We start from the raw sequence: 14,560 nt of genomic DNA, 5'->3' as shown, positions 1-14,560 counted from the left end.
TCCGATCATCCAGTCGAATGAATTCCTCCGGCCCCTACGTCCGATTGAGCAGTTCGAACCGACGTCGTCGAAAATCGCCGCGTGCAGCACTGCGGGGGTCGTGCCAAGATGTCCGGGATGTTCGAATTCGGTTCGCTCAACACCGACGTGGTGGTGCTATGTCCCGTCGATCCGACAACGGGGACGGCACGACGAGGATTCATATGAAACATCACGACGAGATGCCGTGGTACACCCAGCATTCGCACAATAGGGTGGTCCAATTCCTGGGTGTCGACGCCGCGACATTCACTTCGCAGCTCGACCCGCTGCCTGCCGACGCACCCGCGATCGTTCAGCTTCCGATCGACGAGGCGCAGCCGCAGAACCAGCTCGTGAAGTCGATACTCGACCTCCTGGAAAGCGCAGCGCGTCAACTATTCCCTGTGTGGCTGCCGGGCGCCGAGGACTTCGACGGCCCCAACCGTCTCGACGTGTTGGCTACACGACGCCTTGCGAACGACCTGTCCGAGTCGGCCGGTCACTTCGGCCCGTACGTTGCAGCGCTGGCCGAATCCGCACTGCGCGATCACGTGATTACGCGGACGTTCATTGCCGAAACCAGGGCAGAGGGTGTTCGGCGGTTGCTCGCGTCGGCATACGAGCGCGACGCGGTCGCTCTGATCCTCGACGTCGATCCACGCGTGCTCGAAGCAGCGCCGAACCAGTTCGTCGGCGCGTGCGAATGGCTCGCGCATCACGGAGGGTTCGCCGTCTGGGTAGTCGGTGCGCCGACTCCCGTATCCGACCGCGTCCGCAGCGTCGCCGTTCCGCTGGACAAGGTGCGCCTGCACACCAGGACGGACGCCGAGGACACCGGACCGGTCCGAATTCCTGCACTGGCCGGTCGACCGCATCCGGGCAGCGCGGCCGAGAAGAAGCTCGAACGCGCTCTTGCGCTCTGCGTCTGGGCCACCGGCCGAGAGTGGAATCAACCCTTTCAACCGTCCAGCCTCCACGAACGCATCGTCGTCGACTTGCGTTGGCCCGCCGAGAAATGTGTCGTCGAAGTCGATGGTCCGGAGCACCGCCACGCCGCCAAATTCGCGCGGGACCATCAGCGGGACGTCGTTCTTCAACTTCACGGCTACTCCGTGCTGCGGTTCACCAACGAACAAGTGCTGGACGACGTCATCGCTGTAGTCTCCGCAATCGAGAGCTTCATCGAGAAGAGGCGGCGAGCGATGCTCCCGCGTAGTGCACATATCGAAGGGAAACCCAGTGGCCAGTGACGAATTGACCGGCACAGAGCGATTGATCCTGCTCGTGCTGATGGCCCAAGCCGAGGAAACGTCGAACACGCGGCTGAAAGAACTGGGTCCTGAACTCAAGAAGGACCACAGGGACAGACTGAACCGACTTCGCTTGATCGAGTCCGACACCAGCAAGAGGCCGTATGTTCACACCCTGACCGAGGGTGGCTGGGCTCAATGCGCCCGCGAACTCAAGAGCGGCCCTCCTCCCCGCGCGACCCCGCAGGCAAAGGGTCTCTATACGGTGCTCGCCGGGCTGCAGCGCTACCTGGACAAAGAGGATCTGCGGCTGTCGCACGTCTTCCGCGTCGAAACGCCTAGCGACGAGACGCCGTCCGTCCCAGCATCGGACACGCCTGTTCGGCCCGTCGCGGTGACACCAGCGGCTGAAGTCGACATCGAGGCGGGCGTTCGCAAGGCCTATTCGAACCTCGCCTCGCGTGAGGGCGCATGGGTGACGCTCGCTGACATCCGTTCCGAGCTCGCACATATTCCGAGAGCCAAGCTGGATCGAGAACTCGGCGAGATGAAGAGGTCGGCCGACGTAACTTTCATCGCTCAGGAAAATCAGAAAGAACTCACCGATTCCGTTCGAGGCGCCGCCATTACCATCGCCGGACGACCAGTACACCTGATAGCAATCGAGGGATGATGAAGGATCTCGAACGGAAAGCCCTGAGATCGATTCGACTCAACTGGGCTCCCACTCCGGACGACGTCTGGAAGTCGCAGTCGGAGTTGCACGCTCACTCGCTGCACGACTCTGCGTTGAACTTCATCATGGAAGCTTTCGACGATGCTGACGCCAGCCCCGACGCCAGCCCGATCGGTGTCGCCCTGCGCGGTACCGCAGGCTCGGGAAAGACCCACCTACTCGGTCAGGTACGCGAACGGGTGCAGGCAAGCGGCGGCTACTTCTTCCTGATCGGTCTACTCGATTCGACGACCTTCTGGCAGACCACTCTCGTCGGCATGCTGGATGATCTGACACGCCCCGCCCCTGAACAGGACACACAACTCAAGCTGTTTCTCTGGCGTCTGGCCTCGACTGCACGCGTCTCGCGAGCAGAACGCCGGGCAATCATCGGCGAAGACAAACTGACACCGGAAACGCTCGACAGGTTCGTCGCTGCGGTCCATACCGTGCACACACGTCTGATCAACCAGAGTCAGTCAACTCTACGAGCTCTGGTCCTCTACGCCGCGACCGAACTGAACGTCCTGGACATCGGCAACGCATTCCTGCAGTCGATCGAGGAGGTGGCAGTCGGAAGTCGGGAGAAGTGGGGAATTCAGCAGAGTGTGCTCACTCCCCAACAGGTAGTGCGCGATATTTCGAGGTTGCTCGCGGCAACGGGTCCTGCGGTACTGGCGGTGGATCAGATCGATACCCTTCTGGCGCAGTCACGATCTTCGACGGATGCGCAGGGTACCGCTGACATGTCGGACGACCTCGTGCTGGAGCAGGTCGCGCACGGGTTGATGGCGCTCCGCGAAAATCTCGGACGCACAGCCTCGGTCGTCGCGTGTCTGCCCTCCGTTTGGGAATTGATCCAGTCGCGCGCGACCGCTAGCGTTGCGGACCGCTTTCGAGTCACGCAGACGATCACAGGCCTCGACAAAGGCTCGATTGCAGAAGAGATCCTGGAGAAGCGGTTCACGCCGAAATACACAGCAGCCGGATTCGAGCCTCCGTACCCGACGTGGCCCGTGTCGCGCGCTGCCTTCGCGACCGCTGAGGGGATCACTCCTCGGCAACTGATGATCAACGTAGACAAACACATTCGGCGTTGCCTGGAGACCGGCGAGGTCGTCGAGATGACGAATTTGGTTGGCGACCAGGTAACGCTGCCGCCACCCGATGACAACGAATCGGAACTGAAACTACTCGACGAACGCTACGAGGAGTTTCGCAAGTCCGCGGTCACCAATCTGCCCACGAGCCCGAAGTTCGAGGACAAACTCGTACCACCGCTTCTGCACGCAGGCCTGACGTCCTGGATCAAGGAACTAGGGGACATCGGCGACGCGTTCAGTCTCGACAATCTCCCGAGCGCCAAGCCTGCGCTGCACGCCCGACTTCGGCAGAAGTTGGATCCCGCGACAGAAGACGAGCAGCATTGGGCATTCCGTGCGATCGCGTCGGAGAACGCTGTGGCAGTGCTGAACAGACTGCGTGCAGCGTGCACCACGGCGGGACTGCACACGGGAATCTCACGCCGGCGCCTGTTCATCGTGCGCAACGCCGCATGGTCGTCGGGCCCCAAAACGGCGCAGGCAGTCAACGACTTCGAGCAAGCGGGCGGTCGAACCCTGTCGATCTCCGAAGAGGATCTCGCGTCACTGTCGGCCCTGAAAGACATGGTCGACGAGGCGTCACCCTTACTCGACTCGTGGTTGGCCACCCGTCGCCCCGCGCACGACATCAAGGTCCTCGTCGACGCGATCGACGACTCCCCGGCGACCGGCTCCGGCCTGTTCCCTATCGATGACACCGGCTCGACGGACGAAAATGGCGGCGAGGCGTCGCCGGAGGCGGAGACACCAGTGGAGATCGACCCGCGCATGGTCCCGTTGGGCGCGAAGCTGGACCGGAACGGGCATCTTGGAATCGACCTCGAAGCCCTACGCAAACACACCGCGATCTTCGCCGGATCCGGTTCGGGCAAAACAGTTCTCATCAGGCGGTTGGTCGAGGAATGCGCACTTCGCGGCGTGTCCGCAATCGTGTTGGATCCCAACAACGACCTTGCACGTCTCGGTATCGCGTGGCCGACGCCTCCCCCTCACTGGGACAGTGCCGAGGTCAGCCGGGCCGCCGAATACCATCGGAACACAGAGGTGATCGTGTGGACGCCTCGTCGTTCCGCTGGACGTCCGATCAGCTTCCAACCTCTGCCGGACTTCGCAAGCGTGAAGGACTTCCCGGACGAGTTCGCGGAGGCACTGGACTCAGCCGTCGCAACACTCGCGCCGCGGGCACTTGTTTCCGGCAAGACATCGAAGGCGATGCAGGCGAAAGCTGTTCTGAAGCAAGCGTTGGAACATTTCGGCCAGAACTCGGGCAGCAACCTTGTGCAGTTCATCGATCTTCTCTCCGAATTACCCGATTACATAAGCGATCTGGAGAACTCGGAGAAGATCGCTGCAGATATTGCACAGAATCTGCGGGCGTCGATGGTCAACGACCCGATGTTCGGCGGCGAAGGTACGCCCATGGATCCAGGCCTGCTGCTGACTCCGTCGCCCGACAAGCGTGCGCGCATCTCGGTGATCAGCATGGTCGGCCTCCCGTCCGACGAGCAGCGTCAGAGCTTCGTGAACCAGTTACAGATGGCACTCTTCGCGTGGATCAAGAAGAACCCCGCCGGTGAGAAGCCGCTGGGCGGTCTGTTCGTGATGGACGAGGCGCAGACCCTGGCTCCATCCGGGGCTTTGACGGCATGCACGCAAAGCACTTTGGCACTTGCCTCGCAGGCCCGAAAGTACGGACTGGGGTTGGTCTTCGCCACACAAGCCCCCAAGGGCCTGAACAACCGGATTCCGGGTAACGCCGCCACCCAGTTCTTCGGATTCTTGAACAGTCCGGTGCAGATCGATGCCGCACAGGAAATGGCACGCGCGAAGGGCAGTTCGGCGACCGATATCGGAAGGCTCAAGACGGGACAGTTCTACGCCGCGGTCGAGGGCGAAGGATTCAACAAGATTCAAGCCCCACTTTGCCTGAGCTACCACCCCAAGAGTCCGCTGACCACCGAGGAAGTCATCGATCTGGCCCACAAGCCGATACCCGGACGCTGAATGCACGGGTGGTGATCGGCGCGCGAACATCCGACCACCGGTCACCACCTGTGCCACACTCGAACGCATGGACTCGCATCCACTCGAGATCACGGTCGTCGGGCGAGGTCAGGCGACGTTCACGCCGGAACGCTGCACGGTGTCGCTCGTCGTCAGGACCGACGGCCGTTCCGCCGAGGCAGCGGCCGAGCCGGCCCACCGGCTGGTGAAAGACCTGACAGGACTGATCGACCCGCTGTTCAACGAGACGTCGGGTCCCATCGACACATGGGCGCTCGATCAAGTGCGCCATTCGCGCAGGCGCCCGTTCAACCAGGACGGCGAGCAGCTTCCCTACGTCTATCAGGCAGTCGCAACGATCGAAGTGCAGTTCAGTCAGATCGACGTCATCGATGCGTTCGTCTACGCCGTGTCGGCGCTCGACGGCGTCGACGTCGGTCGTTTCGACTGGGCTCTGACCGAACAGAGCGCGTTGGAGAAGACCCGCTTCGTCCGCACCCTCGCGGTACAGGACGCCGTCGAGAAGGCGGAAGTGTATGCGCAGAGCGTCGGACGCACCGCCATCACCGCACTGGCGATCGCCGATCCTGGACTTCTCGGTGTAGCGGCCGCCACCCACTCCGACTACGCACTTGCGTCGCGCGCTTATGTGGGCGGGGCGGACGACGGGTTCGAGTTGAAGCCGCAGGACATCGTCATTCACGCCGAGGTACACGCCCGGTTCTCCGCGAGCTGAGGCCTGCGCGACGGCTCTGCGCCGTTGCGCCGCCGCATGCGTTCGACGCACGACCGACCACGACCATGACGGAACGGCGGCCGTCACGACACCCTTCGACTCGAGCTGATTCTGACTCTGGACCGGTACCGGACGCATCCGTACCTTCGTCACAATGTCAGGAAACACGCTGTATCGCAGACTGATCCGCACACTCGCCGCGGTCAGCGCTTTGTTGATGTCTGTATCACTGGCCACAAGCTGTGCGGGCTCGTCCGAACCGGAGAAGACGCTCGACGGCCGAACCGTCCTGCGGTATCAGGGATCGACCGGACAGGTCACGTTTCCCGAACTCGCCGAGAACCTCGGATATTTCGACCGGATAGCGCTGAACTGGGTAGGTGACACCACCAGCGGACCGCAGGACATCCAGTCCGCCGCGACAGGTGACACCGAGTTCGGCGGTGCGTTCAACGGTGCAATCGTCAAACTCGCGGCCGCGAATTCTCCTATCCAGTCGGTACTTTCGTATTACGGCGCCGACAAGGAGACGTTCAACGGATTCTACGTTCTCGACGACAGCCCGATCCGATCGGCACGAGATCTCATCGGCAAGAAGGTCGCGATGAACACATTCGGCGCGCACGCGGAGTTCGTCATCAGAGAATGGCTGGCACAGCAGGGACTGTCGAAAGACGAGATAGCACAGGTCGAATTGACTGTCGTCCCGCCGGTGAACACCGAACAAGCACTACGGCAAGGCCAGATCGACGTCGGAACCCTCGGATCGGTCTTCCGACAGACGGCCGTCCAACGAGGTGGTTTGCGCGAACTCTTCACCGACGAATCCCTGTACGGAACCTTCTCGTACGGAACCTACGTTCTGAGAAAGGATTTCATCGCAAAGAACAAGGACGACGTCGCCGACTTCGTCCAAGGTGTCGCCCGCGCGATCCGATGGACACAGACCGTTCCGCGCGACGAGGTGATCGCACGCTACAAGGACATCATCACCAATCGGGGACGCAACGAGAACCCCGATCTGGTCGATTACTGGCGCAGCTCGAGCGTCGCGCCGGGCGGCGTGATCGCCGACAAGGAGTTCCAGATCTGGATCGACTGGCTGAAGCGCAACGAGGACCTCGGCGACGACATACAACCGTCCGATATCTACACCAACGAATTCAATCCGTATTCGAACGGTACCTACCCACCGAACAGCGACTCCGACGGTCGGGCGTTGCAGGAGGCGAAATGACCATTCCGAAACTGACTTTGGACGGCGTCACCAAGCAATTCGACGCTCGTGGCGAACACGAGAAGTTCACGGCAATCGACGACATCACTCTCGACGTCGCGCCAGGCGAATTCCTCGTTCTGGTCGGGCCGAGCGGTTGCGGCAAATCGACCTTGCTGGACCTTCTCGGCGGCCTCAGCGATCCGACGCGTGGACGAATTCTGCTCGACGGCAACCCGATCCAGGGTCCCGGTCTCGATCGCGGCATCGTCTTCCAACAATACGCGCTACTCCCCTGGCGTACTGCGAGACACAACATCGAATTCGGTCTGGAAGCAAAGGGACTACCGAAGAACGAGCGCCGCGCCGTCGCGCAGCATTACCTCGAACTCGTGGGTCTCGACGCCTTCGCCGACCGCTATCCACACGAGTTGTCCGGCGGCATGAAGCAACGCGTCGCAATCGCACGCAGCCTCGCGTTCGATCCCGAAGTCCTCCTGATGGACGAGCCGTTCGCCGCGCTCGACGCCCAGACGCGCGAATCGCTGCAGGACGAACTGCTCCGCATATGGAAGGCAACCGGCAAGACGATCGTCTTCATCACGCATGGCATCGACGAGGCAATCTACCTGGGCCAACGCGTCGCCGTTCTGACGTCACGGCCAGGCCGAATCAAAACCGTCGTCGACGTCGCCATCGACCGTACGGTCGACGACGTCCGTTCCGACGCGCAGTTCCGATCGTTGCGCCACCACATCTGGACGCTGCTTCACGGTGAAGTCGAGCGTGCACAGTCCGTCGAACTCGAGGTGTCCCATGGTTGATCTCAAGCCCACGCCGACGAAAGTCGTTCGTACAGAGCCGATTGCCGCAGAGTCGGCTGAGCCGTCATTGCATCGACAGGGCGCGTCGGTGGTGTGGCGCATCGTCAAGCCGCTGCTCGCCATCGCGGCCTTTCTGGCCCTGTGGGAGCTCGCACCCCGATTCGGCCTCGTCGACGAGGTCTTTCTTCCGCCCTTCTCGGTCGTCGCCGAAGCGTTCGTCGAACTCGTCGTCAACGGGCAACTGTGGGAACATCTGTCCGCCAGTTTGTCTCGTGCGCTGACAGGTTTCGCCATTGCCATCCTCGTGGCCGTTCCTCTCGGCGTCGCGATCGCGTGGTACAAACCCGTGGCCGAGTTCCTCGGCCCGATCCTCGAACTGTTCAGAAACACAGCGGCGCTGGCTCTCTTGCCGGTGTTCATTCTGATCCTGGGTATCGGTGAGACTTCGAAGATCTCACTCGTTCTGTACGCCAGCACATTCCCGATTCTGCTCAACACCATCTCGGGTGTGCGCACCGTCGACCCGTTGCTCATCAAATCGGCTCGGTCGCTGGGTTTCTCACCGCTGAGGCTGTTCCAGAAGGTCGTGTTGCCCGCAGCGGTACCGACGATCTTCACCGGGGTCCGGATGGCAGCCGCGTCGTCGATCCTCGTTCTGATCGCCGCCGAGATGGTCGGCGCAAAAGCGGGTCTGGGGTACCTGATCACAGCGTCGCAGCTGAACTTCCAGATCCCGAACATGTATGCCGGCATCCTCGCGATCTCACTCGTCGGACTGACGTTCAACGGTCTCATCGTCGCCGTCGAGCGGCGCATCTCGCGCTGGCGCCCGACTCACTGAAAGGGAAGTCATGACCGAACGAAAACAGCTTCACCTCAATGCATTTCTGATGGGTGTCGGGCATCACGAAGCCGCGTGGCGCCACCCTCGTACCGACGCACACAAGGTGCTCGACGTCGAACATTTCCAAGACCTCGCACGGTTGGCCGAGCGCGGTAAGCTCGATTCGGTGTTCTTCGCCGACAACCTCGCTACTGGGCCTCGGGTGAAGAACAACGCACCGGCGATCTTCGAGCCGATCACGTTGCTGACGGCGATGGCCACCGTGACGAGTCATGTCGGACTGATCGCGACGGCATCGACCGGTTACAACGAACCTTTCACTCTCGCTCGCAAGTTCACGTCGCTCGACCACATCAGTGGCGGACGCGCCGGTTGGAACATCGTCACCTCGGGAGGCGTCGACGAAGCAGCCAACTTCGGCTACGACGAAGTCCCCGATCACGCGGGGCGTTATGATCGCGCAGCCGAATTCGTAGACGTGGCAACGGCACTGTGGAACAGTTGGGAACCGGATGCGTTGGTGCTCGACGAGGAAACCGGCACCTTCGCCGACGCCGACAAGGTCCGGACGATCGACCACGTCGGCGATCGATTCGCAGTCCGTGGCCCGCTGAATTCCCCTCGGTCCGTTCAGGGTCGACCTCTGCTGGTGCAGGCCGGCTCGTCGGAGAGCGGAAAGAACTTCGCTGCGCGGTATGCCGAAGCCGTCTTCACGGCACAACGGACGCTGGTCGAAGGTCAGCAGTTCTACAGTGACCTTAAAGCCCGATTGGCCTCGTACGGCCGCGGGGCCGACGACCTGAAGGTGCTCCCCGGCATCGTCCCGTACCTCGCGTCGACGGAGGCCGAAGCACGTGCGCTCGAGGCCGAGTTCACCGATCTCATATCGCCGGAATACTCTCTGCGACAGCTGTCGTGGATGCTCGGTACCGATCTCAGCGCCCATTCCCTCGACGAACCGCTGCCGACGCTGCCCCCGATCGAGAACATCCGCGGCAACAAGAGCCGCTACCAACTCGTGAAGAACCTGGCCGAATCAGGGAACCTCACCGTCCGTCAGTTGATCGGGCTTCTGGGTGGCGGACGCGGCCACCGCACGTTCACAGGAACACCGGAGCAGCTGGCCGACGAGTTGGAACTGTGGTTCGACGGCGGAGCGGCGGACGGATTCAACATCATGCCACCGTTCCTGCCCGGCGGCCTCGAGCTCTTCGTCGACCACGTCGTGCCGATTCTGCAGCGCAGGGGGCTGTTCCGCACCGATTACACCGAAAAAACACTCCGAGGTCATTACGGTCTCACTCCGCTCGCGTCTCCGACGTCCGTCTGAAAGGGATTACATGTCAACCACGTTCGCGATACCGACCACCGAGCAGGTCCAGGTCGTCAAACTCGGACAACACATCGGAGCCCGAATCGACGGTGTCGCCCTCGGGGCCGACCTCGACGCGTCGACCATCGATCTCGTTCAGCACGCTCTCGCCGAGCACAAGGTCGTCTTCTTTCGCGGCCAGCATCACCTCGACGACGAATCGCAACACGCATTCGCCGAACTTCTCGGTACGCCCACCACCCCGCACCCGACGGTCACGTCCCGCGGCGTCAAGACGCTCGCCATCGACTCGGAGTACGGCAAAGCCAACAGCTGGCACTCGGACGTCACCTTCGTCGATCGCATCCCGAAAGCGTCGATTCTGCGTGCGGTCTCACTCCCGGACTATGGCGGGACGACGACGTGGGCCTCCACGACGGCTGCCTACAACGCCCTTCCGGATTCGCTGAAGGCGCTCGCCGAGAACCTGTGGGCAGTGCACAGCAACGTGTACGACTACGCCGCAACATCGGCCTCACGGATCGCCGACGAGAAGACCACCGAGTACCGCAAGGAGTTCCAGTCGACGTACTACGAGACGGAGCACCCCGTCGTACGGGTCCATCCCGTCACCGGCGAGAAGACGCTCCTGCTCGGGCATTTCGTCAAGAACTTCGTCGGGCTGGGCACCGCGGAGTCACGAGCGATCTTCGACGTTCTTCAGGCGCGTATCACCGAACTGGAGCACACCACGCGGTGGTCGTGGCAGCTCGGCGACGTGGCGATCTGGGACAACCGCGCAACGCAGCACTATGCCGTCGCGGACTACGACGACCAGTACCGACGCCTGGAACGGATCACGCTGGCCGGAGATGTTCCTGTCAGCGTCCGTGGAGAACGCAGCCGTGTGATCGAAGGGGACGCGTCGCATTACTCGATCATCGAGGACTGAAACAGCGGGTCCCTCGACCCGAATCTGTCGGTGGGTAGTTCTATCTTCTGCGGCCATGACGATCCCAGCGATGGACGACCTCGATTTCGACGCTCTCGAAGTTCGCTTCGGCAGCGCAGTATTTGCACGCGGAACCCAGTACTTCGACGAGGGCCGAGTCGGGTACGTCGAATGGAACGAAGCGGCTTCGACGCTGACAGCATCGGTGCGTGGCAATCGTGCGACGCCGTACGCGACGTCGATATCGGTGGGCATCGAAGCGGGTCGTATGTGCAGCGTCGACTACGGACGATGCAACTGCCCCGTCGTCTTCAACTGCAAGCACATCGTCGCGACGCTCCTTCGAGCCCGCGCCGACGGTCGAACGACCGCGCGAGCCACGCACGGACTTCCGATCGTCGGCCACTGGTCGCAGGCGCTGGCCCCGATTCGTCGCGTCGGAGAAGAACGGCGGCAACGCGGATTCGGGCTCCAACTGGGAGTACAGCCGTCGAGCGGGCGATCCGATGCAGTCGGATTGTTCGCTCGGCCGGTTCGTTTCGACAGTCGCGGAGCGTGGTTCACCAGAGGTGTCTCGTGGTCGTCACTGTCCGCGACCTCCGACCATCGGCTCGAACGACAGAGCGAGATTCTGCGAGAGCTGCACGCGCTGTCCAGAGTTCGTGCGCACGTCGTGATCCGGCATTTCTACGAGGCTCACGACGCGTCACTCGTCGATTTGTCCGAGGTACCAGGTCGCGTGTTGTGGAGTCTGCTCGACGAGGCACGCGATGCCGGTGTCACGTTGGTCCATACCCGGCGCGAACTCGGTGAAATTCCCTGGCCGGGGACCGCGGCGTTCGTCGTCGACATCACGGGCGACGACATCGGCACTCTCACACTCCAGGGACGCGTCACCGTCGACGACGAGACCATTCCGTCCGAGAGACGACGGTTCGTCGGTTCCGACAACGCGGGGATCGTCTATTGGGACGCCGGATCCGACTACACCAATAACGGCTTTCGCCTGGCTGCTCTCTCCCAGTCCGTTCCTGCGGCACTGAGGCGGGTGTCGAACTCGTCTCTGCCCCTGACCATTCCGGTAGCCGACCGCACCGACTTCGCGGTGAACTACCTCCCAGCGCTCGAACGCGACAGTACGATCGTTTCCTCTGACGCGTCGTACACCCCACCGGTATTTGCCGGTCCGGACCTGCACATCACTGTCACCCATATCGGCGGTAGCCGACTGACCATCAGCGCACTGTGGCGTTACTACCTGGACGACCGTGAGTTCGACTACGCCGCCGACGTACTCGGCGCCGGCGACGGCCTTCGAGACGCGGCGTCGGAAATTGCAGTGCTACGTTCCGTGCTCGATCTGTTCGGCAGGAACGATTCGAGCCCGGGTTTGTTCACGCCGTTCACCGTCGCAGACACCGAGGCTGCGCTCTTCGTCGTCGACGTCCTGCCGCAGCTCGATGGGTACGACAACGTGCACGTGTCGACGATCGGTGACGTTCCCGACTTCGAGGACGTGAGCGACGACGTCGGCGTGGCCGTGTCGACCGAAGCACTGACCAACGACAACGATTGGTTCGACCTCGGAGTCGTCGTCACCGTCGACGGGACCGACATTGCGTTCGCGAGTGTCCTTACCGCGATCACGCGCGGCGCCACACACATGCTGTTGGACGACGGCCGATTCTTCTCCCTCGCCCGGCCATCGCTCGAGAAGCTGCGTCGGCTCGTCCAGGAGGCGCGTGACCTGCAGGACGATCCCGAAGGGCCATTGCGGATCAGCAGATATCAAGCATCGCTGTGGGAGGAGCTCGCCGAAATCGGTGAGGTGACGCGTCAGGCCGACGCGTGGCGTCAACAAGTCGCCGCTCTGCTACAGCTCGACTCGGTCCCGGCTCAAGACCCGCCTCCAGGTCTCGACGCCGTCCTTCGTCCCTATCAGGTCGACGGCTACTCCTGGCTGTCGTTTCTGTGGACCCACGGTCTCGGGGGCATCCTCGCCGACGACATGGGACTCGGAAAGACGGTGCAGACACTTGCCATGATCGTCGACGCCAAGGAGAAGGGTGCGTTGAGGGCACCACTGGTCATCGTGGCGCCGACAAGCGTCGTACACAACTGGGCACGGGAAGCAGCAAGGTTCGCACCCTGCCTCACTGTGGCGACGGTCGCAGAGACCCGAACGCGACGGCGATTCTCCGTCGCCGAGATCGCGGCAGGCGTCGATGTCGTGGTCACGTCGTACACGGTGTTTCGACTCGACTTCGACGACTTCGACGCTGTCGCTTGGTCCGGACTCGTCCTCGACGAGGCGCAGTACGTGAAGAACCACAAGGGCAAGACCTACCACTGCGCACGACGGCTCTCGGCGAACTTCAAACTCGCCATCACCGGAACTCCTATGGAAAACAACCTCATGGAGCTGTGGGCGCTGTTGTCGATCACCGCACCCGGATTGTTCCCGTCACCGAACCGCTTCATCGAGCACTACCGAACACCGATCGAGAGGAGCGGCAACGTCGACGTTCTGAACACTCTCAGGCGGCGTATCAAGCCTCTCGTCCTCAGACGGACGAAAGAAATTGTCGCTCAGGACCTTCCGCCGAAGCAGGAACAGATCATCGACGTCGACCTTCATCCCCGCCATCGTAAGGTGTACGAGACACGACTCGCCAGGGAGCGGCAGAAGATACTCGGTTTGCTCGACGACTTCGAGCGTAACCGCGTCATCATTCTGCGTTCGCTGACCATTCTGCGGCAGTTGAGCCTCGACGCATCCCTCGTCGACGACACGCATGCCGACATCCCCAGCGCCAAGATCGACGAGTTGGTCACCCAGCTGCGCGACGTCGTCGACGGCGGTCACCGCGCGCTCGTCTTCAGCCAGTTCACCCGTTTCCTCGGGCGTATCCGAGAAAGGTTGGAGGATGAAGGAATCGAACTGGTCTACCTCGACGGAACGACCCGCAACAGGGCCGACGTCGTCGAACGCTTCACATCAGGAGACGCTCCAGTCTTCCTGATCAGTCTCAAGGCCGGTGGGGTCGGATTGACGCTCACCGAGGCCGACTACTGCTTCATCATGGATCCGTGGTGGAACCCCGCCACCGAGGCGCAAGCAGTGGACCGAGCTCACCGAATCGGCCAGACCCGAACGGTATTCGTCAATCGATACGTCGCGCGAAACACGATCGAAGAAAAGGTCATGGATCTGAAGGAGCGGAAAGCGAAGCTCTCCGCCAGCGTCCTGGACGACGGCGGCGCGTTCTCCGGGAGTCTCAGCGCGGACGATATCCGCGGGCTGTTCGAGTGAATCAGCTTGCGCATGGATGGTCCGTGGCAGCGGGTAGACGGGGTGGGTGGTTCATTCATGCTGTTAGCCGGCGGGTTTTGTGTTTGGGTGTGGAATGCAGAACACCCCGCAACCGGGGGGTTGCGGGGTGTTGTGCGATGTTGTGCACGGCGGTGTCCTACTCTCCCACACCCTGTCGGGTGCAGTACCATCGGCGCTGGAGGGCTTAGCTTCCGGGTTCGGAATGGGACCGGGCGTTTCCCCTCCGCTATGGCCGCCGTAACTCTGTGA

At 62.1% G+C, this 14,560-nt stretch carries 10 protein-coding genes and 1 rRNA gene; 10 read left to right on the top strand and 1 reads right to left on the bottom strand.

Translation table 11 applies throughout. The annotated features are described in order from the left end of the window. Positions 1-203 precede the first annotated feature (203 nt). From RhoFasB10_RS21145 to RhoFasB10_RS21100, 10 genes are all read left to right on the top strand, one after another. A complete protein-coding gene (locus RhoFasB10_RS21145) occupies positions 204-1,271 on the top strand; it encodes a DUF559 domain-containing protein (protein WP_167678409.1) in 1,068 nt (355 codons plus the stop codon). Beyond that, positions 1,261-1,944 carry a hypothetical protein gene (locus tag RhoFasB10_RS21140; RefSeq protein ID WP_346764449.1) on the top strand — a complete coding sequence of 228 codons (684 nt, stop codon included), beginning with the start codon at positions 1,261-1,263 and terminating at the stop codon, positions 1,942-1,944. Before RhoFasB10_RS21145 ends, RhoFasB10_RS21140 begins: the two co-directional genes overlap by 11 nt. Further along, entirely contained in the window at positions 1,944-5,093 is a 3,150-nt protein-coding gene (locus tag RhoFasB10_RS21135; RefSeq protein ID WP_068430543.1) for a DUF87 domain-containing protein, read from the top strand. The genes RhoFasB10_RS21140 and RhoFasB10_RS21135 overlap by 1 nt, the downstream gene beginning before the upstream one ends. Positions 5,094-5,160: 67 nt before the next feature. Next, complete coding sequence (locus RhoFasB10_RS21130; protein ID WP_068430141.1) at positions 5,161-5,829, top strand: SIMPL domain-containing protein; 669 nt, start codon at positions 5,161-5,163, stop codon at positions 5,827-5,829. A 154-nt stretch (positions 5,830-5,983) separates the two neighbouring features. Continuing rightward, positions 5,984-7,066: an ABC transporter substrate-binding protein gene (locus tag RhoFasB10_RS21125; protein WP_167678407.1), complete on the top strand. Its 1,083-nt coding sequence runs from the start codon at positions 5,984-5,986 to the stop codon at positions 7,064-7,066. Next, entirely contained in the window at positions 7,063-7,869 is an 807-nt protein-coding gene (locus tag RhoFasB10_RS21120) for an ABC transporter ATP-binding protein (RefSeq protein WP_167678405.1), read from the top strand. Before RhoFasB10_RS21125 ends, RhoFasB10_RS21120 begins: the two co-directional genes overlap by 4 nt. Continuing rightward, entirely contained in the window at positions 7,862-8,710 is an 849-nt protein-coding gene (locus tag RhoFasB10_RS21115) for an ABC transporter permease (protein WP_167678403.1), read from the top strand. The genes RhoFasB10_RS21120 and RhoFasB10_RS21115 overlap by 8 nt, the downstream gene beginning before the upstream one ends. Positions 8,711-8,720: 10 nt before the next feature. Then, positions 8,721-10,043, top strand: a complete 1,323-nt coding sequence (locus tag RhoFasB10_RS21110; RefSeq protein ID WP_068430138.1) for an LLM class flavin-dependent oxidoreductase — start codon at positions 8,721-8,723, stop codon at positions 10,041-10,043. Positions 10,044-10,053: 10 nt separating this feature from the next. After that, positions 10,054-10,977 (top strand): TauD/TfdA family dioxygenase, encoded by a 924-nt coding sequence (locus tag RhoFasB10_RS21105; protein ID WP_068430136.1) that lies wholly within the window; start codon positions 10,054-10,056, stop codon positions 10,975-10,977. 55 nt (positions 10,978-11,032) lie between these two features. Then, a complete protein-coding gene (locus RhoFasB10_RS21100) occupies positions 11,033-14,290 on the top strand; it encodes a DEAD/DEAH box helicase (protein WP_167678401.1) in 3,258 nt (1,085 codons plus the stop codon). Between the two features lie 144 nt (positions 14,291-14,434). Here RhoFasB10_RS21100 and rrf read toward each other — a convergent pair. After that, positions 14,435-14,551 (bottom strand): 5S ribosomal RNA (gene rrf / locus RhoFasB10_RS21095). Between the last annotated feature and the right edge of the window lie 9 nt (positions 14,552-14,560).

It is taken from the genome of Rhodococcus sp. B10 (assembly GCF_011770055.1).
GTDB classification, from domain to species: domain Bacteria; phylum Actinomycetota; class Actinomycetes; order Mycobacteriales; family Mycobacteriaceae; genus Rhodococcoides; species Rhodococcoides kyotonensis_B.
The sequence above is the reverse complement of the archived record's forward strand: the minus strand, read 5'-3'. Positions and strand labels throughout refer to the sequence as shown.

Coding starts and splice junctions, on each gene's coding strand:
- RhoFasB10_RS21100 (WP_167678401.1), top strand. CDS start 11,033: ATGACGATCCCAGCGATGGACGACCTCGATTTCGACGCTCTCGAAGTT.
- RhoFasB10_RS21120 (WP_167678405.1), top strand. CDS start 7,063: ATGACCATTCCGAAACTGACTTTGGACGGCGTCACCAAGCAATTCGAC.
- RhoFasB10_RS21125 (WP_167678407.1), top strand. CDS start 5,984: ATGTCAGGAAACACGCTGTATCGCAGACTGATCCGCACACTCGCCGCG.
- RhoFasB10_RS21105 (WP_068430136.1), top strand. CDS start 10,054: ATGTCAACCACGTTCGCGATACCGACCACCGAGCAGGTCCAGGTCGTC.
- RhoFasB10_RS21130 (WP_068430141.1), top strand. CDS start 5,161: ATGGACTCGCATCCACTCGAGATCACGGTCGTCGGGCGAGGTCAGGCG.
- RhoFasB10_RS21115 (WP_167678403.1), top strand. CDS start 7,862: ATGGTTGATCTCAAGCCCACGCCGACGAAAGTCGTTCGTACAGAGCCG.
- RhoFasB10_RS21135 (WP_068430543.1), top strand. CDS start 1,944: ATGAAGGATCTCGAACGGAAAGCCCTGAGATCGATTCGACTCAACTGG.
- RhoFasB10_RS21110 (WP_068430138.1), top strand. CDS start 8,721: ATGACCGAACGAAAACAGCTTCACCTCAATGCATTTCTGATGGGTGTC.
- RhoFasB10_RS21145 (WP_167678409.1), top strand. CDS start 204: ATGAAACATCACGACGAGATGCCGTGGTACACCCAGCATTCGCACAAT.